This window comes from Tannerella forsythia, assembly GCF_003860135.1.
Lineage (GTDB): Bacteria > Bacteroidota > Bacteroidia > Bacteroidales > Tannerellaceae > Tannerella > Tannerella forsythia_A.
In genome coordinates this window covers 1-25,472 of sequence record NZ_RQYN01000032.1, presented here as the reverse complement: position 1 = coordinate 25,472, position 25,472 = coordinate 1, and the positions used below count along the sequence as shown (strand labels likewise).

32 protein-coding genes are annotated in these 25,472 nt (G+C 46.7%); 22 read left to right on the top strand and 10 right to left on the bottom strand.

The annotated features are described in order from the left end of the window. Positions 1-111 precede the first annotated feature (111 nt). Positions 112-327: a hypothetical protein gene (locus EII41_RS08940; RefSeq protein WP_260425534.1), complete on the bottom strand. Its 216-nt coding sequence runs from the start codon at positions 325-327 to the stop codon at positions 112-114. 202 nt (positions 328-529) lie between these two features. Between EII41_RS08940 and EII41_RS08930 the strand changes: the two genes are divergently transcribed. From EII41_RS08930 to EII41_RS08890, 9 genes are all read left to right on the top strand, one after another. Further along, positions 530-1,897 (top strand): MATE family efflux transporter, encoded by a 1,368-nt coding sequence (locus EII41_RS08930; protein WP_124790302.1) that lies wholly within the window; start codon positions 530-532, stop codon positions 1,895-1,897. Positions 1,898-1,903: 6 nt separating this feature from the next. After that, entirely contained in the window at positions 1,904-2,098 is a 195-nt protein-coding gene (locus EII41_RS08925) for a FeoB-associated Cys-rich membrane protein (RefSeq protein ID WP_124790301.1), read from the top strand. Positions 2,099-2,232: 134 nt separating this feature from the next. Continuing rightward, positions 2,233-3,186, top strand: coding sequence for a methylenetetrahydrofolate reductase (locus EII41_RS08920; protein WP_124790300.1), 954 nt, complete (start codon positions 2,233-2,235; stop codon positions 3,184-3,186). Positions 3,187-3,255: 69 nt separating this feature from the next. Beyond that, positions 3,256-3,660 (top strand): Dabb family protein, encoded by a 405-nt coding sequence (locus tag EII41_RS08915; protein ID WP_124790299.1) that lies wholly within the window; start codon positions 3,256-3,258, stop codon positions 3,658-3,660. Between the two features lie 2 nt (positions 3,661-3,662). Continuing rightward, positions 3,663-4,787, top strand: a complete 1,125-nt coding sequence (locus EII41_RS08910) for an ATP-binding protein (protein ID WP_124790298.1) — start codon at positions 3,663-3,665, stop codon at positions 4,785-4,787. A 12-nt stretch (positions 4,788-4,799) separates the two neighbouring features. Beyond that, positions 4,800-5,795 carry a gliding motility lipoprotein GldB gene (gene gldB / locus EII41_RS08905; protein WP_260425533.1) on the top strand — a complete coding sequence of 332 codons (996 nt, stop codon included), beginning with the start codon at positions 4,800-4,802 and terminating at the stop codon, positions 5,793-5,795. A gap of 49 nt (positions 5,796-5,844) precedes the next feature. Then, on the top strand, positions 5,845-6,348 hold the full coding sequence (locus EII41_RS08900) for a WbuC family cupin fold metalloprotein (protein WP_124790296.1): 504 nt from the start codon (positions 5,845-5,847) through the stop codon (positions 6,346-6,348). A 19-nt stretch (positions 6,349-6,367) separates the two neighbouring features. Then, positions 6,368-7,132, top strand: a complete 765-nt coding sequence (locus EII41_RS08895) for an HAD-IA family hydrolase (protein WP_124790295.1) — start codon at positions 6,368-6,370, stop codon at positions 7,130-7,132. 136 nt (positions 7,133-7,268) lie between these two features. Further along, a complete protein-coding gene (locus tag EII41_RS08890) occupies positions 7,269-9,272 on the top strand; it encodes a glycoside hydrolase family 2 protein (protein WP_124790311.1) in 2,004 nt (667 codons plus the stop codon). Positions 9,273-9,415: 143 nt separating this feature from the next. Here EII41_RS08890 and EII41_RS08885 read toward each other — a convergent pair whose 3' ends face one another. Continuing rightward, complete coding sequence (locus EII41_RS08885) at positions 9,416-10,300, bottom strand: DUF3078 domain-containing protein (protein WP_185711876.1); 885 nt, start codon at positions 10,298-10,300, stop codon at positions 9,416-9,418. A gap of 242 nt (positions 10,301-10,542) precedes the next feature. Between EII41_RS08885 and EII41_RS08880 the strand changes: the two genes are divergently transcribed. Then, positions 10,543-11,286: a Crp/Fnr family transcriptional regulator gene (locus EII41_RS08880; RefSeq protein WP_185711875.1), complete on the top strand. Its 744-nt coding sequence runs from the start codon at positions 10,543-10,545 to the stop codon at positions 11,284-11,286. 61 nt (positions 11,287-11,347) lie between these two features. On the opposite strand, the gene EII41_RS08875 is transcribed toward EII41_RS08880, so the two are convergent. The 4 genes from EII41_RS08875 to EII41_RS08860 form a co-directional block, all read right to left on the bottom strand. Continuing rightward, the gene (locus EII41_RS08875) at positions 11,348-11,890 is read right to left on the bottom strand and encodes an HXXEE domain-containing protein (protein ID WP_124790292.1); all 543 of its coding nucleotides are present in this window, start codon (positions 11,888-11,890) and stop codon (positions 11,348-11,350) included. Between the two features lie 8 nt (positions 11,891-11,898). Continuing rightward, positions 11,899-12,285, bottom strand: coding sequence for a VOC family protein (locus tag EII41_RS08870; protein WP_317615871.1), 387 nt, complete (start codon positions 12,283-12,285; stop codon positions 11,899-11,901). Between the two features lie 92 nt (positions 12,286-12,377). Continuing rightward, positions 12,378-13,007 carry an RloB family protein gene (locus EII41_RS08865; protein WP_124752288.1) on the bottom strand — a complete coding sequence of 210 codons (630 nt, stop codon included), beginning with the start codon at positions 13,005-13,007 and terminating at the stop codon, positions 12,378-12,380. Beyond that, positions 13,004-14,299: an AAA family ATPase gene (locus EII41_RS08860; protein WP_124752317.1), complete on the bottom strand. Its 1,296-nt coding sequence runs from the start codon at positions 14,297-14,299 to the stop codon at positions 13,004-13,006. The genes EII41_RS08865 and EII41_RS08860 overlap by 4 nt, the downstream gene beginning before the upstream one ends. A 189-nt stretch (positions 14,300-14,488) precedes the next feature. Here EII41_RS08860 and EII41_RS08855 point away from each other — a divergent pair, with 189 nt between their 5' ends. After that, positions 14,489-15,247, top strand: a complete 759-nt coding sequence (locus EII41_RS08855) for an SDR family oxidoreductase (RefSeq protein WP_124790291.1) — start codon at positions 14,489-14,491, stop codon at positions 15,245-15,247. Positions 15,248-15,591: 344 nt separating this feature from the next. Here EII41_RS08855 and EII41_RS08850 read toward each other — a convergent pair whose 3' ends face one another. Further along, positions 15,592-16,062 carry a hypothetical protein gene (locus EII41_RS08850; protein ID WP_124790290.1) on the bottom strand — a complete coding sequence of 157 codons (471 nt, stop codon included), beginning with the start codon at positions 16,060-16,062 and terminating at the stop codon, positions 15,592-15,594. 178 nt (positions 16,063-16,240) lie between these two features. Here EII41_RS08850 and EII41_RS08845 point away from each other — a divergent pair, with 178 nt between their 5' ends. The 8 genes from EII41_RS08845 (at position 16,241) to EII41_RS08810 (ending at position 22,196) form a co-directional block, all read left to right on the top strand. Next, positions 16,241-17,542, top strand: coding sequence for a hypothetical protein (locus EII41_RS08845; protein WP_124790289.1), 1,302 nt, complete (start codon positions 16,241-16,243; stop codon positions 17,540-17,542). A gap of 119 nt (positions 17,543-17,661) precedes the next feature. After that, on the top strand, positions 17,662-18,204 hold the full coding sequence (locus EII41_RS08840) for a phosphoribosyltransferase (protein ID WP_124790288.1): 543 nt from the start codon (positions 17,662-17,664) through the stop codon (positions 18,202-18,204). Between the two features lie 32 nt (positions 18,205-18,236). Continuing rightward, positions 18,237-18,815: an adenylate kinase gene (locus EII41_RS08835; RefSeq protein WP_124752293.1), complete on the top strand. Its 579-nt coding sequence runs from the start codon at positions 18,237-18,239 to the stop codon at positions 18,813-18,815. A 53-nt stretch (positions 18,816-18,868) separates the two neighbouring features. Then, positions 18,869-20,029, top strand: a complete 1,161-nt coding sequence (obgE, locus tag EII41_RS08830) for a GTPase ObgE (RefSeq protein ID WP_124790287.1) — start codon at positions 18,869-18,871, stop codon at positions 20,027-20,029. A gap of 291 nt (positions 20,030-20,320) precedes the next feature. After that, on the top strand, positions 20,321-20,647 hold the full coding sequence (locus tag EII41_RS08825) for a hypothetical protein (RefSeq protein WP_124752295.1): 327 nt from the start codon (positions 20,321-20,323) through the stop codon (positions 20,645-20,647). A 42-nt stretch (positions 20,648-20,689) separates the two neighbouring features. After that, positions 20,690-21,094 (top strand): hypothetical protein, encoded by a 405-nt coding sequence (locus EII41_RS08820; RefSeq protein ID WP_221620713.1) that lies wholly within the window; start codon positions 20,690-20,692, stop codon positions 21,092-21,094. Further along, positions 21,091-21,690: a hypothetical protein gene (locus EII41_RS08815; RefSeq protein ID WP_124790286.1), complete on the top strand. Its 600-nt coding sequence runs from the start codon at positions 21,091-21,093 to the stop codon at positions 21,688-21,690. Before EII41_RS08820 ends, EII41_RS08815 begins: the two co-directional genes overlap by 4 nt. Next, a complete protein-coding gene (locus EII41_RS08810) occupies positions 21,687-22,196 on the top strand; it encodes a hypothetical protein (RefSeq protein ID WP_124790285.1) in 510 nt (169 codons plus the stop codon). Before EII41_RS08815 ends, EII41_RS08810 begins: the two co-directional genes overlap by 4 nt. A 177-nt stretch (positions 22,197-22,373) precedes the next feature. On the opposite strand, the gene EII41_RS08805 is transcribed toward EII41_RS08810, so the two are convergent. Both EII41_RS08805 and EII41_RS14760 read right to left on the bottom strand, forming a co-directional pair. Next, a complete protein-coding gene (locus EII41_RS08805; RefSeq protein WP_124790284.1) occupies positions 22,374-22,592 on the bottom strand; it encodes a hypothetical protein in 219 nt (72 codons plus the stop codon). After that, positions 22,558-22,833, bottom strand: a complete 276-nt coding sequence (locus EII41_RS14760) for a transposase (protein WP_411292590.1) — start codon at positions 22,831-22,833, stop codon at positions 22,558-22,560. Before EII41_RS14760 ends, EII41_RS08805 begins: the two co-directional genes overlap by 35 nt. A gap of 93 nt (positions 22,834-22,926) precedes the next feature. Here EII41_RS14760 and EII41_RS08795 point away from each other — a divergent pair, with 93 nt between their 5' ends. From EII41_RS08795 to EII41_RS08785, 3 genes are read left to right on the top strand one after another with little or no spacing between them, the layout of a single operon-like run. Then, complete coding sequence (locus EII41_RS08795; protein ID WP_221620712.1) at positions 22,927-23,808, top strand: DUF4261 domain-containing protein; 882 nt, start codon at positions 22,927-22,929, stop codon at positions 23,806-23,808. Between the two features lies 1 nt (position 23,809). Beyond that, the gene (locus tag EII41_RS08790; RefSeq protein WP_124790283.1) at positions 23,810-24,157 is read left to right on the top strand and encodes a hypothetical protein; all 348 of its coding nucleotides are present in this window, start codon (positions 23,810-23,812) and stop codon (positions 24,155-24,157) included. A gap of 33 nt (positions 24,158-24,190) precedes the next feature. Further along, the gene (locus EII41_RS08785) at positions 24,191-24,892 is read left to right on the top strand and encodes a histidine phosphatase family protein (RefSeq protein WP_124790282.1); all 702 of its coding nucleotides are present in this window, start codon (positions 24,191-24,193) and stop codon (positions 24,890-24,892) included. A gap of 133 nt (positions 24,893-25,025) precedes the next feature. On the opposite strand, the gene EII41_RS14755 is transcribed toward EII41_RS08785, so the two are convergent. Then, positions 25,026-25,229, bottom strand: coding sequence for a transposase family protein (locus tag EII41_RS14755; protein WP_185711543.1), 204 nt, complete (start codon positions 25,227-25,229; stop codon positions 25,026-25,028). Positions 25,230-25,472: the final 243 nt, after the last annotated feature.

Genomic DNA, 25,472 nt, shown 5'->3' with positions numbered 1-25,472 from the left:
GTTTTGCTTAAACTTGAATCAAACCGCAAAGATAGATGTTTTTTAGCTGAAAAGAGGCTCTCGTTTTTGAAAAATACGGAGCAAGAAAATGAATCTCTGTTTTAACCCAAGTTACGCGATACACTGTTCGGCGTTTACCATGAATAATGGACGAACGAATGTACGACAATAGACGGCTGTGCTCTCCATGGCTGCTTCGGTGACACCATGTGCTCTCATGTCATGATGCATCTCACGCAAGTCGGGAGTAAGCACTCCATAAGTATTTTCCCAAATAATGCCCTGGTCATCCCCCATAATACAGAGATAAATACTATCTTTGTGCACATCAAGGCCGGCAACTGTTCGAGTGCTGTTCATAATTATTTTTTTAATTTTTTTTCCTCCAAGATAGTAAAATTGTGGCTAAGAACACGCAGAGGAGGGGACAGAAAACAGAGCGTCGGCCTTCTGTTTTTATCTGCCCGGTGTAAAAACTCGAGGATTTTAGCTAAATTTGTACCTTTAAAAAAGCAAACCCGGCATCCGGATGGCGTACCGACTAAATACATACTTACCTTTCTATAAACGTAACCTCAACGTGGCGTTGCCGATTGTGTTCACCCAACTCGGCGGGGCGATCGTGCAACTGGTCGACACGTTGATGGTCGGGCAGCTCGGGACGGTGCCACTGGCTTCCATCTCATTCGCCTCGTCCGTGTTCATCATCGGATTTATCTTTTCCATCGGCATACTGATGGGACTGACTCCGCTGGTGGGGATGGCCTACGTGCAGCACCATCGCGCACGAACGACGGAGCTTTTCCAAAACTCGCTGACGCTGGCTACGCTGTCGGCGCTCTTTACATGCGGTCTGCTGTACGGAACGACGTATCTGATGCCTTACATGGGTCAGGACAAAGCCGTAGTTGAGTGCGCCATTCCCTATTTCCACAGCCTTACGCTCAGCCTCGTTCCGTTTCTTTATTTCTTCGCGATCAAACAGTTTATGGAAGGTATGGGAAATACGTGGGTGGCGATGGTGATTACCATCGTTTCGAACGTTATCAACATCATCCTTAACTATGCCCTGATCTTCGGGAAATGGGGTTTTCCGGAGCTTGGCGTATTGGGCGCCGGGGTCTCTACCCTGATCTCGCGGCTGATTATGCCCATCCTGTTCGTCGTCGCCATGCGGATGCGTAACGTGTGGTGGGATTATTTTCGGGCTTTCCGGTGGAGGTTGTTCAGCCGGAAACGGCTATGGGAGCTCGTCAAAGTAGGCGCTCCCATCGCGGCGCACATGCTGCTCGAAGTGCTCGCTTTCGCTCTCTCGGCCATCATGGTCGGATGGCTCGGGGCTACGCCTCAGGCGGGGCATCAGATCGCGCAGAACATGTCACACCTGACGTATATGATCGTGCTCGGCATCGGTTCGGCCACGACGGTGCGCGTAAGCCACCAGATCGGCGTGCGTGACCTGCGCGCGGCACGTATGGCGGGAAACGCTTCGATGCACCTCTGCCTTGTCTACAACGCCATCGCCGGGACCTTGCTGATCGTCTTCCGTCACGAGATAGCGGGCGCCTTTTCGTCCGATCCGGCGGTGATCGACATCGGCGGACAGCTGCTTATCATGGCCGGTATCTTTCAGGTATCGGACGGGCTGCAAACTGTCGGCGCCGGAGTTCTGCGAGGCCTTACCGACGTCAGAATCGTGATGGTTTACGCCTTTATCGCCTATCTCTGCATCAATCTCCCGTGCAGCTACCTGCTCGGCTTCGTATTCGGCCTCGGAGCGGTGGGCGTGTGGGGCGGGTTTATTTTCGGGCTGAGCATCGCAGCCCTGTTGTTTCACTTCCGACGCCGGAAGATGTTCAGACGCCTCGAACAATCTGGTCGGTATCTCATCGTTTAACGTATCATGTGGCAAGAAATCGCAGTCATCTTCATCGGCATCGTGGCCTTCGGAATAGCCGGATGGAACTTGTACAAAATCTTATCCGGGGGCAATGCGTCGCCTTGCGACAAATGCACCGGCTGCCAGCTGAAAGAGGTGATGAAAGATAAAAAACATCGCTGCAAAGATTATCGGAAAGCCGGCTCGCTTCGGCATTGACCGACAGCGTAAAGAGGAAGCTTTTTAGCACACCGATACGGAATGTCGCGCTTTTTGGCTAAATTTGCACGCAAAAAGAGAAACGGAACAGGGGCGCCGATGACCGACATCGAAGCCCCCGCTTTTACAACATTATGAAGACAGTCATTGATTTAATAAGAAACAGCCAACGTACAGCCTTCTCATTCGAGATTCTTCCGCCGCTGAAAGGTAACAGTATCCAAAGCGTATATCAGGTCATCGATAAGCTGCGGGAATTCGAACCGAAATACATTAATATCACTTCTCATCACAGCGAAGTGATTCAGCGAGAAGAACCGGACGGGTCTATCCGCACGGTCAACCTCCGTAAACGTCCCGGCTCGGTGGCCATCGCCTCGGCCATTCAGAACAAATACGGGATCACGGCCGTACCACACCTCGTATGCAAAGGCTTCACGAAAGATGAAACGGAATATGGCCTGATCGACCTGAATTTCCTCGGCGTGAACAACCTGCTGCTGCTGCGCGGCGACGTGAAACGACTCGATCTGACGAAAGATCCGGAACTGTATCACGATCATGCCACCGATCTGCAACGTCAGGTGAACGATTTCAACCGAGGCATCGCACTCGACGGTTCTCGGATCGAAGATATCGAAACCCCGTTCTCGTACGGGATGGCCTGTTATCCCGAGATGCATGAAGAAGCCCTCTCGATGGAGGCGGACATCCAATACGCCAAAATGAAAGTGGAAAACGGAGCGGAATATCTGGTCACGCAAATGTTCTTTGACAACGACCGATATGACGCCTTCGTCGCGCGGATGCGTGCAGAGGGGGTAACCGTTCCGATCATTCCGGGTATCAAACCGATCGTTTTCAAAGATCAGCTGACGGTGATCCCGAAGATCTTCCATTGCATCTTCCCCGAACCGCTGACCCAAGCCCTCCGTCAGTGTAAAAACGACGACGAGGCTAAAGCAGTCGGAATAGAATGGTGTATCGCACAATGTCGCGACCTGATGGTGAGAGGCGTTCCAAGTATTCATTTCTACTCGTTTATGGCTTCTGACAGCGTACGGCAAGTAGCCCGGGCTGTCTATTAACCGGAGCTTTTATACATTATAATATTTGCAGCAAATAATAAAATATCTACTCAAGCTAAATTATCCGACATGAAACGAAGAAGTTTTATCCGTCGTACCGGCCATGTGGCCGTAGCAGCTGTGGCCGGAAGCACCCTCGCGGGATGCGGGGGAGCAACAAGTGATTCACTCCGAACCGGTGAAATTCTCCATACGGTCATTTTCGACCTGAAACATCCGGTAGGTTCGCCCGAAGCTAAAAAGTTTCTGGAGGATGGCACCCGGATTCTGACAGCCATCCCCGGTGTGCGCAACTTCCAGGCTCTCCGTCAGAACAGCCCTAAAAACGACTACACGTACGGCTTTCTGATGAAGTTCAACAGTCAGGCCGAGTTCGATGCCTATACGGCACATCCCGACCATTGCCGGTTCGTCAAAGAACGCTGGGAAACGGAAGTGACCCGGTTTCAGGAATCCGACTTCATAACGCCCTGATCATGTTCTTCAAAGATATTGTCGGACAAGAGGAGCTTAAAAAACAACTGACCGAGACGGCTCGGAAAGGCGTCGTGGCTCACGCGCAGCTGTTTTGCGGACAACCCGGCGCCGGAGCGTTTCCGCTGGCGCTGGCCTACGCCCGTTACCTGAACTGCACCGACCGGTCGGAGACCGACGCGTGCGGCCAATGCAAATCATGCCTGCAATACAACGAGCTAGCGCATCCCGACTTGCACTTCGTCTTCCCCATGATCGCCGCTAAAGAACGTAAAAAGACCGTTTGCGACGACTACCTGACAGAGTGGTACGATTTTCTGAAGAACCATGTGTATTTCGATCTCGACATGTGGCTCGACCGGATCGAAGCCGGCAATAAACAGGCCATGATCTACACCGAAGAGAGCGACCAGATTCTGCGTAAGACCAGCCTGAAAATCTACGAGGCCGAATACCGGATATTGCTGATCTGGATGCCCGAACGCATGAACATCGCCTGCGCGAACAAGCTGCTGAAGGTGATTGAAGAGCCGCCGCAGAACACGGTCATCCTGATGGTGTCGGACACGCCGGAACAGATACTCGGTACGATTCTGTCGCGTACACAGCGACTGAACGTCAGACCGATTGCCGCCGAGGCGCTCACCGAGGCGCTCATGCAACGATATCATCTGGAGCCGGATGCCGCACGGCAGATCGCGCACTTGGCGCACGGCAATATGCTGGAGGCCGAAAAGGCTCTCAGCACGGAACAGGAAAGCGACCTGTTTCTGGAGATCTTCATCCGGATGATGCGAAACTCATGGGCCAGAAACGTAAAGGAAATGAAAAATATGGCGGAGGAACTGTCGACAATGACACGCGAGAAGCAGAAAAGCTTCCTGAGCTACAGCCAACACCTGATCCGCGAGAACTTCGTTTATCGTTTTCGGAGCGACGACCTGAATTATATTAAGTCCAACGAAGCCGCCTTTTCCGTACGCTTCTCCCCCTTTGTCAACGAACGGAACGTCTTTGATCTGATCCGCGAACTGGCCGACGCCGAAAGGCATATCTCGCAAAATGGAAACGCCAAGATGATCTTTTTCGATCTCTCGTTGCAGATTACCGTATTACTGAAGAAATAAATGAATGCGCCGATGAAAAATAAGACCCTGATCCTCTGTTGGACGCTCATTCATCTGACCGTATGCAACGGATGCGGCATGCTGAGCGGCAAAGAAACGTCGTACGAACCGGTGCCTATCCGTCGTTTCGATAAAGACCTCTATCAGCTGATTCTGGTCGACAGCCCCGAACGACAGCAAGTCCTGGCGCACGCTTATCCACGGATGTTCCGGGTGCTCGGACTTAGCCTGTTCAACGATCAGGAAACGCAGTCGGACGAGTTTTTCGACCGGCTCGTCAATTACTATTCCGAGCCGAACCTAAACAAACTCTATCGGGACGCGCTGGCCAAATACGAGACGGTGGAACGTATCGAAAGCGATCTCGGACGTGCTTTCGGCTATATGCGGGAACAATTTCCCGAAAAACAAATTCCGGTCGTTTATATGCACGTCTCCGGACTGTTCCAGAACGTGCTCGTCGACGACAGCCTCCTCTCCATCTCGATCGACAAATATCTGGGAGCAGATTATCCGCTGTACAGGGACTACTTCGATGCCTACCGGCGGCGAGGTATGACACCGGACTACGTCGTCCCCGACTATCTGACGGCATGGCTGATGTCCGAATACCCGTTCAGCGGAAACGATAACGTTCTGCTCGATCGGATGATTTACGAGGGAAAAATCAAATACGTGGTGCATCAGGCCTTTTCACAAGTCATTCCGGAAGTATGGATGAAGTACACTTCCGAAGAATATCAGTGGTGTAAAGAAAATGAGTCGCGGCTGTGGAAGCAAATCATCGAACGCAAACAACTTTACACGCCCGACCGTGTGACGACATCGAAATATTTCCTGGAACGGCCGTCGTCTTTTATTGCAGACGAGGCGCCGGGTAACCTCGGCACGTGGATCGGCTGGCAGATCGTCACGCGATACATGGAAAGAACAAACGTTTCCATAGCCGAACTGATGACACACACCGACGCGCAGGATATCCTGACGAAATCGAAATATAAACCGTAACCGTTTGGGAGGTGCACGCGCAAGACACCTTCACTTTATATTGCAAAAGATGAAACTGATTGATCAAAAACTGCTGGACGAGACGACAGAGAAAGCCAAACAATCGCCTCGTCTGCGTATGAATTACAACTTTCACGAGACGCTTGACGACCCGGTCAACCGTTTGCTGAACGCGATGGAACCGGATACGTATCTGCGTCCGCATCGCCATCTGAATCCTGACAAAACCGAGGTCTTCATCCTGCTGCGCGGAAAAGTGGCCCTGTTTCTCTTCGACAACTGCGGGAATGTGACGGAGACCTTCATCCTTGACCCGGAAAAGGGTTGTTACGGTGGTGAAATACCGGCCGGCATCTGGCACGGATTAGTTGTGCTGGAATCCGGAACGGTGATTTACGAGATCAAACAAGGCCCTTTCGCTCCGCTTACTCCCGATAATCTGGCGCCCTGGTCACCCTCGGCCGACGACAGTCTCGAAGCCCGAACAGCTTATATCAACCATCTCAAATCAATGATCGGCAACGAAAGCGAACCATGCCTTCGCCCTGCCTGAATTTTTAAACCGCAAGCAAATGAATACATACCAACAGGCCGTAGAAGCCTTTCTATCCGCCAATCGATATGAACGCATCGAGCTGAAAGCAATGCTTTTCGATATGGACGGCGTACTTTACGACTCGATGCCGAACCATGCGGTCGCATGGAGCGAGACGATGAAACGCCACGGACTATACCTCTCCGAGCAGGAAGTCTACCTGCACGAAGGACGCACAGGCGACAGTACCATCGAACTTGTCTGCCGCCGGCAAGGTACGTCCGTCAGCTCCGAAGAGATCCAAGCCATCTATCGGGAAAAGACGGAAGCCTTCAATGCCTGCCCTCCCGTCCGACCGATGCCCGGAAGCTACGAGCTGCTGCAAAAAGTGGTGCGCGACGGGCTGACGCCGATGATTGTCACCGGCTCGGGACAGGCCTCTCTTTTCGAACGACTGAACACCCACTTCCCGAATATCTTCGCACGAGAACGGATGGTCACCGCCTCCGATGTAAAACGCGGAAAGCCCGATCCCGAACCTTACTTGATGGCATTGGAAAAAGGAGGGCTGCAACCTTGGGAAGCCTTTGTCGTAGAAAATGCTCCGTTGGGTGTCGAGGCGGCTCACGCCGCGGGAATCTTCACCATTGCCGTCAATACCGGTCCCTTACCCGACTCGTTACTGCTCGACGCCGGTGCGGATATCCTCCTCTCCGGCATGCCTTCGCTTTGCGACGAATGGGAAAAAGTAAGGGAAGCGGGCCGTTACGTCAGCTCGAACGGGCATCGGACAAACGACTGAAAAGGATGACAGATAATCCTTAACAATCAATGGACATATTCACAACCGATAATTCATAATCAAAAAAAATAACATGGAAACAAAATTCTTATTACGCAATTATTTTACACCGATTCTTTTACTAATATGTTGTTGTATGCCGGCATTTGCGCAACGACAGGATATTTTACTGAATGACCACTGGAACTTCCGTTTTTCCCATCAGGTACAGAAAAATACGGCAGTACGAGTCGATCTCCCCCACACATGGAATACACAAGACGCTTTATCCGGCAAACCCGATTACAAGCGCGGAATCGGTAATTACGAGAAGAAACTGTTTATCCGTTCCGAATGGCAGGGCAAACGCCTGTTTCTCCGCTTCGAAGGAGTAAATAGCGTCGCCAATCTATTTATAAACAATCTCCACGTGGGCGAACATCGAGGAGGATACGGAGCCTTTATCTTCGAAATTACCGGAAAAGTGGAGTACGGAAAAGAAAATTCCATTCTGGTAAGAGTAAACAACGGAGAACAATTAGATGTCATGCCTTTGGTCGGCGATTTTAACTTTTATGGAGGTATTTACCGAGACGTACATCTACTGATTACCGACGAAGTATGTATTTCCCCATTAGACTATGCCTCTCCGGGTGTACGATTGATACAAGACAGCGTCAGCCATAAATATGCCAGAATAGAAGCGTTGGTAGACATATCTAACGGAAGTGATAAAGTTCAGGAAATCGAGCTTAGGATATGTGTGCGGGACGGGAAAAAAGCCGTGACCGAGAGAAAAGAAAAATTCTCTCTTTCCGAAAATTCGGATACACAGCAACGGCTTGTCTGCGATATAATAAACCCGCGTTTGTGGAACGGACGTCAAGATCCTTTCCTCTATCAGGCGGAAGTAACCCTTACGCGAGACGGACAAGTAATCGACAAAGTCACCCAACCTTTAGGGCTTCGTTTTTACCGGATCGACCCTAATCTGGGCTTTTTCCTCAATGGCAAGCACCTGCCTCTTCACGGGGTATGCCGCCATCAGGACCGAAGTGAAATCGGCAACGCGCTGCACTTGAGGCATCACGAAGAAGATGCGGCAATGATGGCTGAAATGGGGGTCAATGCCGTTCGTCTGGCACACTATCCGCAGGCGACTTGTTTCTACGACCTGATGGATCAATACGGCATGATCGTATGGGCAGAAATACCTTTTGTAGGTCCGGGCGGATACATGGACAAGGGGTTTGTAGACCTTCCCGCTTTCCGAAACAACGGGAAAGAACAACTCAGAGAACTCATCCGCCAGCATTATAATCATCCCTCTATCTGCGTATGGGGACTTTTCAACGAATTGACCCAAGCCGGCGATGATCCGACGGAATATGTTGAAGAACTGAACAAAGTGGCGAAACAAGAAGATAGGACCCGTCTCACGACAGCAGCCAGTAACAGACCGGCAACCGAACCGATGAATTTCATTACGGATGTCATCGCGTGGAACCGATACGACGGATGGTATGGCGGAACTCCGTCCGATATGGGAAAATGGCTGGACGAGACTCATAAGAAATACCCGAAACTGCGTATCGCCGTCAGTGAATACGGAGCCGGAGCCAGTATTTACCATCAGCAAGACTCGCTAAAAAAACCGGAACCGACCGGCTGGTGGCATCCCGAAAACTGGCAGACCTATTATCATGCAGAAAACTGGAAAACGATTGCCGCCCGTCCGTACTTATGGGGAAGCTTCGTATGGAATATGTTCGACTTCGGCGCCGCGCACCGGACGGAAGGCGATCGCCCCGGAATCAACGACAAAGGGTTAGTCACTTTCGATCGGAAGATACGCAAAGATGCTTTCTACTTCTACAAAGCAAACTGGAACAAAGAAGAACCGGTGCTTTATTTGGCCGGCCGTAGACACACTACACGCCAACTACGCATGCAAACAATCGTTGCATTCACCAACCAGCCCGAAGCGGAATTATTCGTAAACGGTCAAAGTTACGGAAAAGCAAAACCCGACGAATATGCAATGCTGGAGTGGCAAAATGTAGCGTTACAGGAAGGAGAAAACGAAATACAGGTCGTATCAAAGAACAAGAAACTGACTCTAAGCGACAGCTTCCGTTGCAGGCTTGAACCTTCCTATTGATTACGAAAGGATTCGTTGTCGCTCGACGCCGGAGCGGATATCCTCCTCTCCGGTATGTTTCCGCTTTGTGACGAATGGGAAAAAATAAGGGAAGCAGGCCGTTAGGCACCGCTTCCCTTTTCTCTTGTAACGTTCTTCTTTTCTTAGAAGATATAACCGAATCCCAAACCGATTACTTCCTTGAACTGAACGCGCGGGCCTTTTTTCGTGCCGTCTTTGTCGATGAACTTGATATCGTCGTCATACAGCAGATACGTGTTGGCTTTAAACGTAAAATACTTATTCAGTTTCCAGTCGAGCGAGAGTCTCCAATCCACATCGACGTTCCCGAAAGTCTGGTAGGCTGACGTCAGCAGCAGTTCGGTGCCGAACAACACGTTTTCCGTAAACTTCTTCGAATAGGTGGCTTTGGCCAGCGCTCCGAATTCGGCAAAGACTTTTTTGCCGGGATCTACCCCATACGCACCTTCATCCGAGAGACGACGGTCGGTTACGAAAGTCATCTTCTCCGACACGGGCGAAAGCAATACCTTAAAATCTTCTTTCGGATGGGCATAGCTCATACCGATCGAGCCGATCAAGTAACCCGGAGCCATAAATTTGGAGATGTATTTCGCTCCGCTCTCGACCGGATATTTGCTGTACCCGTCATAAAACTGCGACTTAAAACTCAGTTCGGCGGCGTAGGCCCACAGCGACGAGGCTTTATATCCCAAGCGTGTAGCCAGATTGATATGGTCGTCGTTCTTCGTCTGTTCGCTTCCCTGATACGAAAGTCCGTAGCCCAAATCGGCCGAGTTGTCCCACATCCAGGAACCTTTTTCGTAACTCAGCTTTCCGGCAAACGAAGCCAATACCGATACGGAGTTATTCCCTCCGGCCGCCCAGTTAGTGAACGAGGTTTGTCCGAACGTCAACGAAGTCGAACCGCTTTTTTTCCAATACGATGTATCTTTGGGCGCATCCTGCGCCATCGTCGAAGCCGCGCAACATGCTACGGCAACGACAAATAATAAAGTCTTTTTCATTTGGTTTGTCATTTTTTTCATCGGCAAAAATAGATAGCTTTTTCGGATAGTCAAAGACTTATACAATAAATAACGCTTCTTTACATTGTAACGTGACCACTAAGAGTTCCTGTGTCAAAGCAAAGGAAAATACATAACAAGGATATACTCTTCTTAAAAAAAATAATTTTGATAAACAGTAGTGCAAAAGAAGCCTTGTAGAGCGAATCTGTCAATCAGGGATTTTTTTGCATCTCAAAAATATGTTCTATATTTGTGCTTCAAAAGTATGTTATAAAACAGCAGTGAGCAAGTCGGGGAAAACAGAATTTGATATATCGACCAGTTTATCAGAGGTTTGGAGGCTTTTAACAGAGCAGGAACGGGAGGTCTTGAAAGCCCATTCGACCATACAGCATTTCAAACGCAACGAAATGATTTACTGTGAGGGCGATGAGGCGAAAGACATGATGTGTGTGCTGAAAGGAAAAGTAAAAATATCTAAACAAGGAGTGGGCGGACGCAGCCAGATTATTCGGGTAATCAAGCCGATCCAGTATTTTGCTTACCGCGCTTATTTCGCACAGGAGCCTTACCTGACCAATGCTTCGGCTTTCGAGGCTTCGACCGTGTGTATCATCCCGATGACGGTGGTCGAGTCACTGATTCGTGCCAATTTCAAGCTGGGCATGTTCTTTATCCGGCAACTCTCCATCGATTTGGGAATCGCCGACGAGCGAACGGTCAATCTGACACAGAAGCATATCCGCGGACGTCTGGCCGAATCGCTGCTTTTCCTCAAAGATAATTACGGACTCGAAGAAGACGGCGCGACAATCAGCATCTACCTCTCGCGCGAAGACTTGGCGAATCTCTCAAACATGACGACTTCGAATGCCATCCGTACCCTCTCCACGTTCGTGACCGAACATATCATCGCGCTGGACGGTCGCAAAATCAAAATCATCGACGAAGAACGACTGAAAAAAGTCAGTCGAATGGGATAACGTTCCGATCCGCATACTTTCATCAAACAAGAATCGCTTACAGGCCGCCGACATCGGTCGGTTAGCGGTTTATTTTTTCCGACCGCTCGAACGCATCGAATTTCGAGGCCCAAAAGAACGCCGCCGGAAAGCTTAACGCCATCGCGACGAGCCCGACGACCGACCACCCGATCATCTCCGGAACAGACAACCAGGCTGCCTCGATAAACAACCCCAACGTATAGAAACCATACGGTAGCGACAAGATGGACGTAACGATTACCGGCACATATTTGCGATAAACGATCCACTGCCCGACATGCACAAACAGATGAAGAAAGAAGGCCATAAAAGCGGCGAACCACCACCCATAGGATTCGGTCAGAAGCGCTCCATAACTTACGACCGAAAGCAACAGGAACTCATGACAAACGGCCACGGCAAAAGCCGAAGTCGAATAGTCGAACAGACCGCGCCGCGTCAGAAAAGCTTCGAATCGCGGGAAACGCACTTTCAACTCGTGGCGGTTTCGCCTCAGCCACGGACGAAACATGATGATTTCTTCAAAATCGTGCAACATGAACACGACCGGCAGCAAGGTCATCCAAAACAACAAGGTCGACATACATTATATTATATAGTGATTTCGATTCGGTTGCCGTCGGGGTCGGTCACAACGCTTTCGTAATATCCGTCGCCCGTCACGCGCGGCCGACCGACACACGCATACCCGTCGGCCGCCAGCCTCGCGGTCAACCGATCGACGGCCTCACGGCTGCCTGCACTGAAAGCGAGGTGAATAAACCCTTCGCTCAAAGCCTTGTCCGAGCGTTCTTCCACATCGGGACGTTCCATAATCTCCAGACGGGTATTGTCTGCAAAACTCAAGAAATACGTTTTCAATCCCGTATTCGGATTATGATACATCGTGCCGGCCGTGGCCCCGAAATACGTTTCGTAAAATGTCCGGCAAACTTCCAGACGCCTTGTATATAAGGCTATGTGATCTATTTTTATCATAATCTAAACACTATATAATATTAATTATCAACACCAAAAACCGCTTTATTGAGTAAATTTTCCAACGCTCCCGATTCATGAGTAATAAAATATTAATCTAATCCTAACGATTGAAAAAGCAGTTCCATCTCGCTCATTGCTTTTTTCGGAGCTTCATCTGAAAAGCCACCAAGAGCCAACGAGTGCCTGATAGCATCCGTTAAGTGTGGTCGTAGCCTTTGATAGATATCGTTGTTTGCTTTTTTGAAATACTTTTCCGTTTTTTCATAATCGGCCATGTGTTTCTTTAACTGTTTCTCTGCTTCATCAGCCGTGAAATATTTCGATGTCTGTTCAAAGTGAAGCAAAAACCAAAATTCGAGGCATGGGTTATTGACTATCACAACGACATGGGGATATTTCTTATTTATTTTGTGTCGATATTCTATAAAAAAGTCCAGTGAACTTTTTTTGTTTTTCGCTGTTTCACGCGTTTCTTTTATTATAGCATCGAAGTCAACGACCCAAAACACTTTATCGTATTCTTTCCTCTTATCAGAGAAAGCACAAACACGTTTATATTGCTCCTCAATATTTTTGCGTTTAGGTATTTCAGGTTTAATCGTAATACGGAGATCCCTTTCATTTTGTTGTAGCATTTTCAGATACCACATTTCTGTTTCGCCGTCGACAACAACAGCAAATGTAGGATTCACTTTACGAGGTGTTCTTCGTTTTCTCATGGAGTCAAGTCGATGAAAGTGTCTCCTAAACGGGGTGTCCCGCTTAATTTACCACTTTTATAAGCATTTAAGATGTTCGTTGTATTCCGAATAACGGAGCTGTCAAAATCGGCTAAAGAATAGAGTTCGGTTGCACAAGATTCTCGCTTGTCGGTAAACCATATAGCATCATTCCTGAACAAGTCCTTATCATCCAAGATCTCGCGGTTGTGAGTCGTAGCAATAATTTGTGAATGTGTCGTGTTTAACAAAAAAGAAATCAGAAAGTGTCGATAAAGATCGGGATGCAAAGAGGCTTCCAACTCATCGATCAGTAATCCCCCCCGCCTCTTTATGAGTAAAGCCAATAATCCGGCAAAACCATAATATCGGTTTGTTCCTTCCGATTCCAATTCCAAAGGGAGCGCATACTTCTCGTTGTTTACCATGTGTTCAAGCATTACACTCATCTTTGACAGTTTACCTTTTTCCTCTAATTCTTTTACTTTATCATTTTCTTTTATGGATTCTTTTAACACCTCTAAAAAAACGGCCGGAATATCCCTTTCTTCTTCTCGAATAATGATATTGGAGATATGAAGATCTGCCTGTTTCAATATATGGATTACATCCGATTTGTCAATTTTCTCCATGTTTATGATGGATGTCACATAGTTTTCCAGATTTGTTTGGGTAAGAATAATCGGGTTTAAATAATTTCCAAACCAATCAACCACCTCCCACAATTCTTTGAAATTGATATTTGTCTTCAGATAGCCTCCAAGTACCGTATTATTCCACAAGGTGTTTGTACTGAGACTTTCTTCAAAAATTCTATTCTTTGAGAACTTGGGCCCTAATTTGATCCGGGCAAACTGATTCGACAAATCTGTTTCTCTTGTATAAACAAGTGCTTTGTGAGGATTATAGAGATACAATTTTTCCGAAACAATGGCTTTCTGCGAAAATACTACATGATAGAAGTACCTTACTTCATTTTGAATAAATTCGATCGAAAACATCGAGTTTTGCTTGGAGGTATCCGGATCGAAAAGAAACGGATTAAACTTCAATGTGTCCGTTTTTTTATTTTCAGGTTCAAGTACAATGTTTCTGAGAAAATCAAGAGCTTTAAGTACCGTTGTTTTTCCCGAAGCATTAGCTCCGTATATCAGCGCAACTTTCAAAACTCTTTTTCCGGCACTGCGAATAATATAAGCATCTTCAAGGTGAGTAGATCTATCAGCCTCGAAAGTAAGTGTTTGTTCGTCTTTGATCGAACCAAAATTTTGAACACTGAAATTGAGAATCATTTTTACACACTGTAATTTATTTGCAAAAATACGGATAAATATAAGAGAATAGAATAAATTCACTCGAAAATTTGCAAGCGAGTTACACATCCTCCCCCGCAAAAAAATCTCACCGTCGGGGCGATGGTGCGGAGACCGGCGTTTTTTTCGTACTTTTGCGCCAAGTAGACATTAAAAACGAACGATATCATGACGCGAACAGTATGGATTACGGGAGCCACGTCGGGCATTGGCCGGGCTACGGCCGTGCGACTGGCACAAGAGAAGTATAACCTGATTCTGACGGGACGACGCAACGAGCGACTCGAAGCGCTGAAAAACGAACTGACACAACAACACGACTGCAAAGTACATACGCTTTGCTTCGACGTGCGGCGGTACGACGAGGTACAGGCGGCCGTCGCGCAATTGCCCTCCGAATGGCAAACGGTCGATGTGCTGATCAACAATGCCGGGCTGGCCGTCGGGCTGGAACCGTTGCACGAAGGCGTGATCGACGATTGGGAGCGCATGATCGACACGAATATCAAGGGACTGCTGTATATCACTCGCGCCATCGCGCCGGGCATGGTCTCCCGTCGGTCGGGACATATCATCAACATCGGTTCCATCGCGGGGAAAGGCGTTTATCCGCGAGGCGCCGTCTACTGTGCTACAAAACATGCCGTCGATGCCTTGAGCAAAGGCATGCGGATGGATTTGCTGCCCTACGGCATCCGGGTGACGCAAATCTGCCCCGGAGCGGTGGAAACGGAATTTTCGGTCGTGCGTTTCAAGGGCGACCAGCATCGCGCCGACCAAGTTTACGAAGGCTTCTGCCCCCTCACGGCCGACGATATTGCTTCGGCCGTCTCCTACGCCCTCTCACAACCGCCCCACGTGAACGTACAAGAGCTGCTCGTCATGCCGACCGCACAGGCCGACGGTACCCAGTTTCACCGGACGTAGATCGTTTTAGCGGTCAGTGGTCAGCTTTCAGGACACTTGAGTGACCTTTTTGGTAACATGAGTGACCTTTTTGGTGACATGAGTGACCTTTTTGGTAACACGAGTGACCTTTTTGGTAACATGAGTGACCTTTTTGGTGACACGAGTGACCTTTTTGGTAACATGAGTGACCTTTTTGGTAACACGAGTGACCTTTTTGGTGACATGAGTGACCTTTTTGGTAACACGAGTGACCTTTTTGCTTACTCATACTCACAAAAACGAGCTATAAACAGGTCGTTTTCCGTTTATAGCTCGTATGGTTCTTTACCATTCGGTCACTCCTTATCGGAGAACCGGTTCTTTCATTCGCTCGGTTTACGTTTTCCCTGCAATACAAACCGTTTACCGAGGTCTTCCTGAATCGATTTGGCGTCAGGATCGCCTTGTTTGGCTGCCAGTTTCACGCTCGAATAGTAAAGCAGCGCCTGCACGTAGGCCTCGTGTCCGCTGATCATCATCGTGTCGGAAATGTTGTCGGCCAGCTGATCCATCAGGTTAAAGATCGGTTGCAGTGCCTGATGACGTTCAAAGTCCTTGATCATTTCCGGAGCCTCCATCATCGGAGGGATCAGCTTGGGATTGGTACCGACGTATTCGACCGTTTTGCTCACGAAGGGCATCGTTTTGTCACTCATTTTGGGTAACGATGCCCGTTCTTCTTTCGTAAGCGTGACTAAATATGGCGTCAGTAACTCGCGCAGTTCGTTCACTCTTCCCTGTACCTGTGTCACGACCTCCTGGGGTATGACGACATCAATCAAATTCTTTGCCATAACTTCCTGTTTTTAAATATTAGATCGCCTCAAAGATAAGATTTAAGTTACGAAAATGCAAGTTTTTCGGCCGTTTTTTACGCTGCCGGGAATGTTTTCTCTGCATTTGTTGCGTGATTTCCGAACAAGAATCCGTATCTTTAGCCCGAAAAAGTTAACAAACACAAAATCTACGGCTATGTCGAAGAAAAGGAAACAGACGAAGCAAACGGAGTACGAACGCCGCAAGATAGAGGAAGCGCGGCGACAAAACCTCTATGTGAAGCGCTTGTTCACTTTGCTGAAATATCTGGGATTCGGCGATGCCATTCCATACTTCGACAAGTCGCTGCTCAAACTGTTGTCCTGCACCCGTCCTTTATTGCTGCGCATGGATACGTCGGGGGTAAAATATCTGGACGGGAATTACAAATCGTTTATCCAGCACGAATTTTATTATCTGATGGGACGACACAAAGTGCCGTTTTCGGAGCAGGAAGGCGATACGCGCATGATTTCGTGCGCCGATTACTTCGAACTGTGGATGCCGCTGACGTTCCAGCTCGGGATAGCGATGAACAAACCCTCCGAACGCGCCGGCCAGGAACGTCTCTTGAATGTCTTCAAAGCACACGGCACGGTGATTGTGTCGGACCGGGAAAAAGAACGTTTTACCGACGAGTTCAACCGCCTCTTCGACCGGATGAACGATCAGTACAGCTCCTGCCTGACGTTGCAGCTCTATCAGCTCTGCAACCCCTGCATCCATCTGATCTGGATTACCAAGCTCCAGTTCGAACAATACAAGAACCGCCTCGGACACATCGCCTGGCTGGCCTCGCGTCCACCTAATTGGATCTGGGGCACCGACCGCAAAGGCGAACGACGCAGGTTGTACCGCGTAGGCTTCCCCCTCGGCGCAAGAGATGACATCTACTGGCACTCGGCACGCATCCCCAACAACCCCTATATCCTGATGGATCCCGACCGGCGCTACGAAATCTATATGCAGGAACATGCCGTGGTACGCATGTTCGAACGGCTCGACGGCGTAGCCCCACAGGTAATTAACACGTACATGAATCTCAGCTTCATCGAGTGGGACGTCGACTGGTACAAAGGTTCGCTGCTGATCGCCTTCAAACTCTTCAACCAGAAAGTAGGTTATTTCTTTGCCGACTTTACGAAAGAGCGCCGAATCGTGATCCGTACCTTCTACTTCATCACCTACGATCATACGCCCGAAGGCGAGATGCTCTCCAGCTATGCCGGACTCAAAGCGCTCGACAAAAAATACCTCTGCATCGACCGGCTCAGTACGTTTCTGGCTTCCGACTTCGACCGCGGCTCGAAGCTGGCCACCCTCTTCCGCGAAGCCGGATGCGCCCACCTGCTCAATCGCGACGCCCTCCGACGCGGTATCGACTCGGAAGCTAAGCTGACAAGCGTTTCGAACGAGTTCATCGAAAAATACCTCTCGACCCTCGACATGAAAGCCTGACCGCATTTCCCCTTCTCCGGACGGTCTTCCGCCCGTCAACAGTCGGATTTTCATTCGCCCTGGTACAATTCTGAAAATTATCATGTATCTTTGCATCCCTAAACAAAAACAGAAAAACGATGGAAAAGCAAATCCGACTGAAAGATAAAGTGTTTGAACCATACATCCCCGAAAAGGATATCGTGCGTGCCATTGAACGGATGGCCGGAGAAATCCGTCGGGATATGGAAGGAAAAGAACCGCTCTACGTGGGCATCCTCAATGGGGCCTATATGTTCGTGGCCGAACTGATGAGTAAACTGCCGGTGACCAGCGAGCTGACATTCGCCGCCTATTCGTCGTATCACGGTACGAAATCGGACGGCATCGTCAAAGAATTGCTGCCCATCCGCAGCAATACGCGCAACCGCCCCATCGTACTGCTCGAAGACATCATCGATACGGGACTGACGATGCACTACGTCACCCGCCGCCTCAAAGAAGAAGGCGCTACCGACGTGCGGCTGGCGACGATGCTGATCAAACCCGCCTCGCTGCAATGCGACCTGAAACCCGATTATGTGGGAATGGAAATCGACAACGACTTCATCATCGGATTTGGCCTCGATTACGACGGTCTGGGACGTTCGGCACGCGACATTTACAAAATCAGGGAAGACTAAAACTAAAAAATCATTATTCAATATACAAACTCATGTTAAATATCGTAATTTTCGGTGCTCCCGGCTCAGGCAAGGGTACACAAAGCAAACTGATGGTCGAACATTACGGCCTCGACTACATTTCGACAGGCGACATGCTGCGCAACGCGATCCGTGAAGGCAGCGAACTGGGGAAAACGGCAAAAGAATATATCGATAAAGGCCAGTTGGTTCCCGATGAGCTGATTATTCGTTTGATCGGCGAATTCCTCGACGGCAAAAAAAACTCGAAAGGCGTTATCTTCGACGGGTATCCCCGCACCATCCCCCAAGCCATCGCTCTGAAAGAAATGCTCAACGAACGCGGTACGGATGTCTCGATCCTGCTCGACCTCCAAGTCGACGACGAAGAACTGATTACCCGCCTGCTCGAACGCGGCAAAGTATCGGGACGCTCGGACGATAACCTCGAAACCATCCAATCACGCCTCGATGTCTATCACACGCAGACCGCCCCACTGGCCACACACTACATCAGCGAAGGCAAACACGCCGCCATCAAAGGAACCGGTTCGATCGAAGATATCTTCAACCGTATCGACGAAGCGATAAAGAAAATAACCGGTCGATAAAACAGCCTTCTTTTCATTATTCGACAACACGTTATCAATTTATTCCAACGAATATGGCCGAATCGAATTTTGTAGACTACGTAAAAATTTATTGCCGCTCGGGAAAAGGCGGGGCTGGCTCCGCCCATTTCCGCAGGGAGAAGTACATCCCGCGCGGAGGACCCGACGGCGGCGACGGCGGACGGGGAGGACACATCTACCTGCGCGCCAACCGTAATTATTGGACCTTGCTCCATCTCAAATTCGAACGCCATATCCTCGCTACTTCCGGACAGGGGGGAAGCAGCAAACGCAGTACCGGTAAAGACGGCGAAGACCGCATCATCGAAGTGCCCTGCGGCACCGTCGCTTTCGATGCCGAAACAGGCGAATACCTCTGCGACGTTACGACCGACGGCCAGCAGGTGATGCTGCTGCGCGGCGGACGCGGCGGACGCGGAAACGTACATTTTAAAACCGCAACCAATCAGGCGCCCCGCTATGCACAACCCGGCGAACCGTATCAGGAACGGATGGTCGTGCTCCAACTCAAATTACTGGCCGACGTCGGACTCGTTGGCTTCCCCAACGCAGGGAAATCGACGCTGCTCTCGGTCGTCTCGGCCGCCAAACCGAAAATCGCCAATTACCCGTTTACCACCCTCGAACCGAATCTGGGTATCGTCAAATACCGCGACAACCGCTCGTTCGTCATGGCCGATATCCCCGGCATTATCGAAGGCGCCAGCGAAGGCAAAGGACTGGGACTGCGCTTCCTGCGCCATATCGAGCGAAACTCGCTGCTCCTGTTTATGATTCCTGCCGACGCCGACGACATTCGGAAAGAATACGAGATCCTGCGCAACGAACTGGAACAGTACAACCCCGGTCTGGCCGACAAAAACAAAGTGCTGGCCATCACGAAAAGCGACCTGCTCGACGATGAACTGATGGAAGCGCTGGCCGAAGAACTTCCCGAAGACATTCCGCATCTCTTTATTTCGTCCGTCACGGGTGCCGGAATCGCCGAACTTAAAGACCTGCTTTGGAACGAACTGAACCGCGAAACCTTCCACGACGCCGAACAAATCGTCCACCGTGATATGGACATGCGCTTCGTCCCGATCGACGACGACGAGGAAGACTGGGATATCCCGGCGGCCGAAGAAGATGACACCGACTACCTCGACAACGAAGACGACGAGGAAGACGATCCGTATCCGGATGTTCAGTAAGCCGGAATTTGGACGTTTAGTGGTTGGTCAGCTTTGAGCATCAGCTTTCAAATTTTCAGAAATTTAACTACAATTGGATTGAAACAAGAATCTCCGTTTTAGATAATCTAATGCCGATAGGATGTCTCTCATCTGAAGAATTAACTAATAGATCGCGAGAAGTATTATTAAGAGCTCTTCTGTGATAAATGGAAAAAATTATGGATAAAGATAGAACAATAGAAAAAATAAATTTAGATAGACTCATCAAAGAGCAAATACTATGATATAATTAAAAAAGGAGGCCTTGGTATGATAAATGAAATCTATAAGAGGATTGGACAACGAATTTCGGATTCGATTAAAGAAAAATGGGTTAATGCTGTTTTGCAGATTGAATATATAGGGGCGGTAAAATGCTTTTTGCAATATAAAAAACCGGACGGCACAGCCGGCAACATAGCCTTAGTTGATAGTTTTAAAAATATGAGAGACATAAAAGATTTGCACAAAATAATGACAGAAGGCGGAAAAAATAAATGGAATAAAGCTGTTTTTTATTTAAACGCTGACGGTTCATTCAATATGGAATTTGAATGGGATCAAAAATTGCAAGATGAGATAGAAAGATTATCTTAAAAGACTTGCAATAGTCTGTTTGCAGCACAGTTTGGAAGAATTATGGCAAAAGTAAAAGATATATTTTCATATTCTTCGCGGTGGGATAGCATCGGGCTTAGCTGTGCAGGATGTAAATATTTTCAAGGACTGCCCCAATGGCCTGATACAGATAAGCAAAGCAGATGTGAGCTGCACAATATTTCATTAGCCGTGCAAATAGGCAAAAGCGGCTATATGACAGGCGAATGGTTTTGTTCTTCGTTTGAAGGACGAGCAGATGAGCGGGCATATAAAGAGTTTTTATCGTTAAAACCAAACCTTAAAAAAGATGTCCTATACGGCGGCTACGGCAAGGATGGAAATCTGAAAGAAGTAGATATGAATAAACTGAAAATTAAAACATCGATGGTAGAAAATATCAACGCTATATTACATCATATAAAATTGAGAGAAAAAAATAAATGAAGACAACACTTTTCCCGAATTGGACATTGGATGAAACAGATAACACGGGGGCAATTTCGGAATACTTTCATAATGAAAAAATGCCTTTCACTGAAGAGACTATGATTAATTGCCTGAAAATAAAGCGTAATAAATACGAAATCTATTGGGCTGTTTTGGCTCTGCGTATGATAGGAACACAGAAAGCAATTCAATATTTAAAAGAAGTTACCACTTATAAAAATTTAGACATTCAGGGTGCAAGTGTTTTAACGATTGCTTACTTAGCTGAGGGTTCTGAAAATGAATTTTTAGCGAGCCTCTTGTTAAATCAGGATTTCAAAGCAAAGTGGTATGCAGTTGTTGCCTTTAATCACAAACCCGACGGCAAAGCTGTTCCTTATGCAGCTGAGTACGGCATTAAAACAATCAAAAACTCGAAAAACAAACCGGAGGCGGGTTCTTTAATAGTTGAGTATCTTGCAAGATTTGCACCGGAAAATGAACAGGCAAAAAAGATATTTGCAAGGATAAATAAAGATTTTGAAAATTTATCTTCTCAAGAAAAGGACGTATTCACAACAAATTTTCCGCATATTTTTAACGGCTTAATATGAATAAGATTGTAACTACAACAGTAATGGTAATTTTTACTCTTTTGATTTTTGCTGTAGACATGCTGTTGCTTACACGTTTCTTTACGCTGATAAAACAAAGAAGATACAATGATTCGGTCCCTCTTTGGGGCGGACTTCCCGATTTATTTCCCCAAATTGGGAATAAATATCTCAAAACTTTTTTGAACTACATCACGCTGAATATTGCGGTGTATATCATCGGGTACTATTTTCCAAGCAGATGGCCTGGTGCCAAAGCTCTTAGATTTTCTTTTGATGTTGTTATCGAAGGGTATAGATTTTTAATAGCATTTATCATAACAAACCTTTTTTTAGCTATTAGCCAGCTCACAAGAAAAATTAAAATTCGAGAAAATAAAGTTTCATCAAAGATTTACTACATTGAACTTATTATCATTCCCATCATTGTTATTCTTTCCCTTTATTTTTTTAACACTGTTTTTAAAGTGCTTACAAGGTATTATTTTGAATTATCTATGGAGTAAGGTATGGAACAAAAATTGATAAAACGGCTGCAAATATTTTTCGATAGACACCCGTCACTAAGGGGAAAGCCTGCCGATATTGAGCAAATTACCGCTGCCGAACGGAAACTGGTATTGATTCACAAAGTATGATACTCGAATCCACCTAAAGTTGATGTTTTTATCTCATCATACTTTTTAAAACACAAGCGTAAAGGCAGGGATATTTTCCTTGCCTTTTGCTGTTTTTACACCTAAAACCAATGAAAAAGTAAGCCAACGAGAAGCTTTCGGAAAAAGCCTCGTTATCTTTTTGGGTGTTCCTCGCCAACGCTTCGGATGCTTGCCGTCACTTTGTGGTAAGATAAAAACAATTCCCCCTTCAACAACCCAAAACTCTCGATTGAAATTCTCCAAAACAGAAAGCACTTTTTTGTGCTAATAATTTCAATCTCATCAATACCACGATACCTGCATTCCTTGCCAAAAGCAATAGAATCTTCGCAGTGATATACGAAGCCCAACCTTTGCAGGTGAGATTATGGTCGTCGATGAATTGACGTTCGCAGGTTTTGCAAAGATAATTTTGCTTTTTGTTCTTTTGATTGCCATTTTTGACTACTTTTGTACCCTGACAATTGGGGCCGTGGAGTTCTATTGTTATTGTTATTCAATAAAAATACAACTTTATTTCGTAATTGTCAATCTTTTATAGTGTCACACTTTTTATAACACGACTAGTATTTTTATCATGGAGGGCAATATGCAGAATATCTTTCAACAAAATTTAAGCGAAGAGCAAACGGACGGGGCGGTGTTTGTCGTACAACTCTTATTTAAATCACCCGTTACAATGCCTGAAAAAGAAAAGATGGAAGCCGTAATCCAAAAACATGTAGGCGACACTGAATGTGTTTCTTATAATGAAAGCTTGGCAAGTTTTCCCGCAAAAAAATACAAGGCGAAATTCAGCGACAGAACCGTTCCGCCCATGCTGAATATTATGACAGGTTCCTTTACCGGCTCAGCCGTTGACGAATTTCAAAAAAGCCAGATGTGGGATTGTTCCGAAAAAGAGCGGGAAAAAATATTTTCCGAATGCACACATCAGGTAATCGGCACCGATATGCTCGCTGCCGTTCTTCCCGCTTTGCAAAGAGCAGCGCTTGACATGGATTTTTTACAGGCTCTTTTAGAAATCTTCCCCGAATGTGCAGCCGTATATTTCCGAAATTCGGGAAAACTCTTCACGGCGGAAAAAATCCGCAGCCGCTCTTATCCGCATGAAGAACGCTTTATCTACCTTGCAGTCAATGTAAGGTTTTTCAATATTCAAGGCACTCACGATATACTTGTGGACACCTTAGGTATGGGCACCCTTTTTCTGCCGGACATTCAATATCATTTTCACGGAATCGATCCGAACAAAATAGTAAATCATGCCTATAGTACCGCTGTCTATATTTTAAAAAACGGCAACCCCATACAATCCGATGATACCATCGAAGGAATTATAGAAGGTACCGCACCTCCCGAAAAGTGGAAATGCCGCTATGAAGATTCTCTTATTCAGCCCTTACGTGCTGTTATCGATATTGAAACCGGCAGCCATGCTTCCGGAACCCGAGAATAATATGAGTACAAGTAATAGACATATTCCGGGAACAATAAAAGTAGAGGGAATAGAGGTATCTTATATCCAAATTTCTCAATCTGTTGATTTTAAGAAAGTAACAACATTTATTAAGCCTTCCTTACCTAAAAGTGGAGGAGTATCAGAAGATGGATGCTATGTTACTACCCCTCAAGGAGAAAGATTATATGCTATTGTTTACCATTCTGATATTGTGGGTTGGCGGAAACAAATAGAACAAGGGGCAGAACAGTTAGGTTTATTGACAGGTAAAATATCCGAAAATAAAATAGAACTTTCGGATGGTAGAATATATGCTCTATCAGATTGTAAGATTGAGTTTTACTAAAAACCGTTCTCAACGGTATGAAAATAAAAAGAAATGAAAAAAATAATATTATCTATCGTTTTGCTTATAGTGCAGTTATTTTTACAGTCCGCAGCGGTAAATGCTGAAGACAGTCAAATAACAGAAAAAAATAAAAACCGAAATTCGGGAGAAGATACTATGAATTTGATTTTACTATGTCATGAAGAAATTTGTGCCGAATCGGAAGGCCGCCTTATGAATTCCGAAACGGACGATTTAAGTCCCGAGGGAATAGAGGCGGCAAAACTGGCCGGCAAAAATTTAAAAGAGAACGGATACTCTTTTGATATGATATATACATCACATTTAAAACGTGCGCATACCGTTGCCGCTTATATACTAAAGGAAGTAGACAAAACACAAATACCGCAGCATGAATCTTCCGTATTGTATACAAAAATCGATAACAATACGGAAGAAAAAAATATTTTTGCTATCCCCGAACTGCGCCCCGTCATAGAAAAAATCAACTTTTATTTGAAACACGATATTTTACAGAATATAAAAGCGGGCAGAAATATTTTGGTAGTAACCGATAAAAATACCATAAGAGTTTTTCTAAAGTATTTACTGAATATGTCTGATGAAGAAATAATGCAAACATATATACCGGCGGATAATTCATTTTTATTTACAATGGATAAAAACTTGGATATAGAAACTGCGGGGTTTCCCATATGGCCGTTTCCACCGGAAAAAATAGATTGGTTTTAGAAAGCTGACAACTTCTTTTTTTGATGTTCTCATTTTTAAGGGAAGCTACCCAAGTGATGAAGAATTTTTCAAAATATTGCGGGCGAATAGCCGAAAATACCCGATTAATTGTGTCATGCGAAGGAGAATTCCGTTAGGTAAACCAAGAAAGGTTTTTCAGAAAAGCGTATTTTGTTTTTCCGAATGTTTCAATGGAATCCCACGATTCAGCTCCGCACAATACGACCCAAATTGACAAGATGATGATATCGCAAAGTGAATGCTTCAAGTTTCTGTTTATTCTGTGATCGGGAATATGCTCAAAATACTTGTGACGGGATGTCTTTTGAATCCTCATAGCTGTTTTTACCACAAAGATAGAATAAGTAAAGAACTCCATTTTTTTATTTTTATATGCGTTGACCCTGACTACGGGAATATAGTTCCTGCTCATATCAAAACACGTTTTAAATGAAACTTTCATCTAATCAATAAAAATACAAGATGCGCTTACGGAGTGCCTGTACAATGCCTTGGAACGTTGTCGTTCCGGAATTTTAACAATGCTCGCAGTCACGGAAACAAAAGTTTCCGTGGCGGA

Bases quoted from the DNA above. Each gene is read 5' to 3' on its own strand.
- EII41_RS08845 (WP_124790289.1), top strand. From the start codon at position 16,241: ATGTCGAAGAAAAGGAAACAGACGAAGCAAACGGAGTACGAACGCCGC.
- EII41_RS08925 (WP_124790301.1), top strand. From the start codon at position 1,904: ATGTGGCAAGAAATCGCAGTCATCTTCATCGGCATCGTGGCCTTCGGA.
- EII41_RS08880 (WP_185711875.1), top strand. From the start codon at position 10,543: ATGTTCTATATTTGTGCTTCAAAAGTATGTTATAAAACAGCAGTGAGC.
- EII41_RS08870 (WP_317615871.1), bottom strand. From the start codon at position 12,285: ATGATAAAAATAGATCACATAGCCTTATATACAAGGCGTCTGGAAGTT.
- EII41_RS08895 (WP_124790295.1), top strand. From the start codon at position 6,368: ATGAATACATACCAACAGGCCGTAGAAGCCTTTCTATCCGCCAATCGA.
- EII41_RS08860 (WP_124752317.1), bottom strand. From the start codon at position 14,299: ATGATTCTCAATTTCAGTGTTCAAAATTTTGGTTCGATCAAAGACGAA.
- EII41_RS08885 (WP_185711876.1), bottom strand. From the start codon at position 10,300: ATGAAAAAGACTTTATTATTTGTCGTTGCCGTAGCATGTTGCGCGGCT.
- EII41_RS08900 (WP_124790296.1), top strand. From the start codon at position 5,845: ATGAAACTGATTGATCAAAAACTGCTGGACGAGACGACAGAGAAAGCC.
- EII41_RS08930 (WP_124790302.1), top strand. From the start codon at position 530: ATGGCGTACCGACTAAATACATACTTACCTTTCTATAAACGTAACCTC.
- EII41_RS08790 (WP_124790283.1), top strand. From the start codon at position 23,810: ATGAGTACAAGTAATAGACATATTCCGGGAACAATAAAAGTAGAGGGA.
- obgE (WP_124790287.1), top strand. From the start codon at position 18,869: ATGGCCGAATCGAATTTTGTAGACTACGTAAAAATTTATTGCCGCTCG.
- EII41_RS08855 (WP_124790291.1), top strand. From the start codon at position 14,489: ATGACGCGAACAGTATGGATTACGGGAGCCACGTCGGGCATTGGCCGG.
- EII41_RS14755 (WP_185711543.1), bottom strand. From the start codon at position 25,229: ATGAGGATTCAAAAGACATCCCGTCACAAGTATTTTGAGCATATTCCC.
- EII41_RS08825 (WP_124752295.1), top strand. From the start codon at position 20,321: ATGATAAATGAAATCTATAAGAGGATTGGACAACGAATTTCGGATTCG.
- EII41_RS08785 (WP_124790282.1), top strand. From the start codon at position 24,191: ATGAAAAAAATAATATTATCTATCGTTTTGCTTATAGTGCAGTTATTT.
- EII41_RS08840 (WP_124790288.1), top strand. From the start codon at position 17,662: ATGGAAAAGCAAATCCGACTGAAAGATAAAGTGTTTGAACCATACATC.
- EII41_RS08795 (WP_221620712.1), top strand. From the start codon at position 22,927: ATGGAGGGCAATATGCAGAATATCTTTCAACAAAATTTAAGCGAAGAG.
- EII41_RS08810 (WP_124790285.1), top strand. From the start codon at position 21,687: ATGAATAAGATTGTAACTACAACAGTAATGGTAATTTTTACTCTTTTG.
- EII41_RS08915 (WP_124790299.1), top strand. From the start codon at position 3,256: ATGAAACGAAGAAGTTTTATCCGTCGTACCGGCCATGTGGCCGTAGCA.
- EII41_RS08815 (WP_124790286.1), top strand. From the start codon at position 21,091: ATGAAGACAACACTTTTCCCGAATTGGACATTGGATGAAACAGATAAC.
- EII41_RS08890 (WP_124790311.1), top strand. From the start codon at position 7,269: ATGCCGGCATTTGCGCAACGACAGGATATTTTACTGAATGACCACTGG.
- EII41_RS08850 (WP_124790290.1), bottom strand. From the start codon at position 16,062: ATGGCAAAGAATTTGATTGATGTCGTCATACCCCAGGAGGTCGTGACA.
- EII41_RS08920 (WP_124790300.1), top strand. From the start codon at position 2,233: ATGAAGACAGTCATTGATTTAATAAGAAACAGCCAACGTACAGCCTTC.
- gldB (WP_260425533.1), top strand. From the start codon at position 4,800: ATGAAAAATAAGACCCTGATCCTCTGTTGGACGCTCATTCATCTGACC.
- EII41_RS08820 (WP_221620713.1), top strand. From the start codon at position 20,690: ATGGCAAAAGTAAAAGATATATTTTCATATTCTTCGCGGTGGGATAGC.
- EII41_RS08865 (WP_124752288.1), bottom strand. From the start codon at position 13,007: ATGAGAAAACGAAGAACACCTCGTAAAGTGAATCCTACATTTGCTGTT.
- EII41_RS08835 (WP_124752293.1), top strand. From the start codon at position 18,237: ATGTTAAATATCGTAATTTTCGGTGCTCCCGGCTCAGGCAAGGGTACA.
- EII41_RS08875 (WP_124790292.1), bottom strand. From the start codon at position 11,890: ATGTCGACCTTGTTGTTTTGGATGACCTTGCTGCCGGTCGTGTTCATG.
- EII41_RS08910 (WP_124790298.1), top strand. From the start codon at position 3,663: ATGTTCTTCAAAGATATTGTCGGACAAGAGGAGCTTAAAAAACAACTG.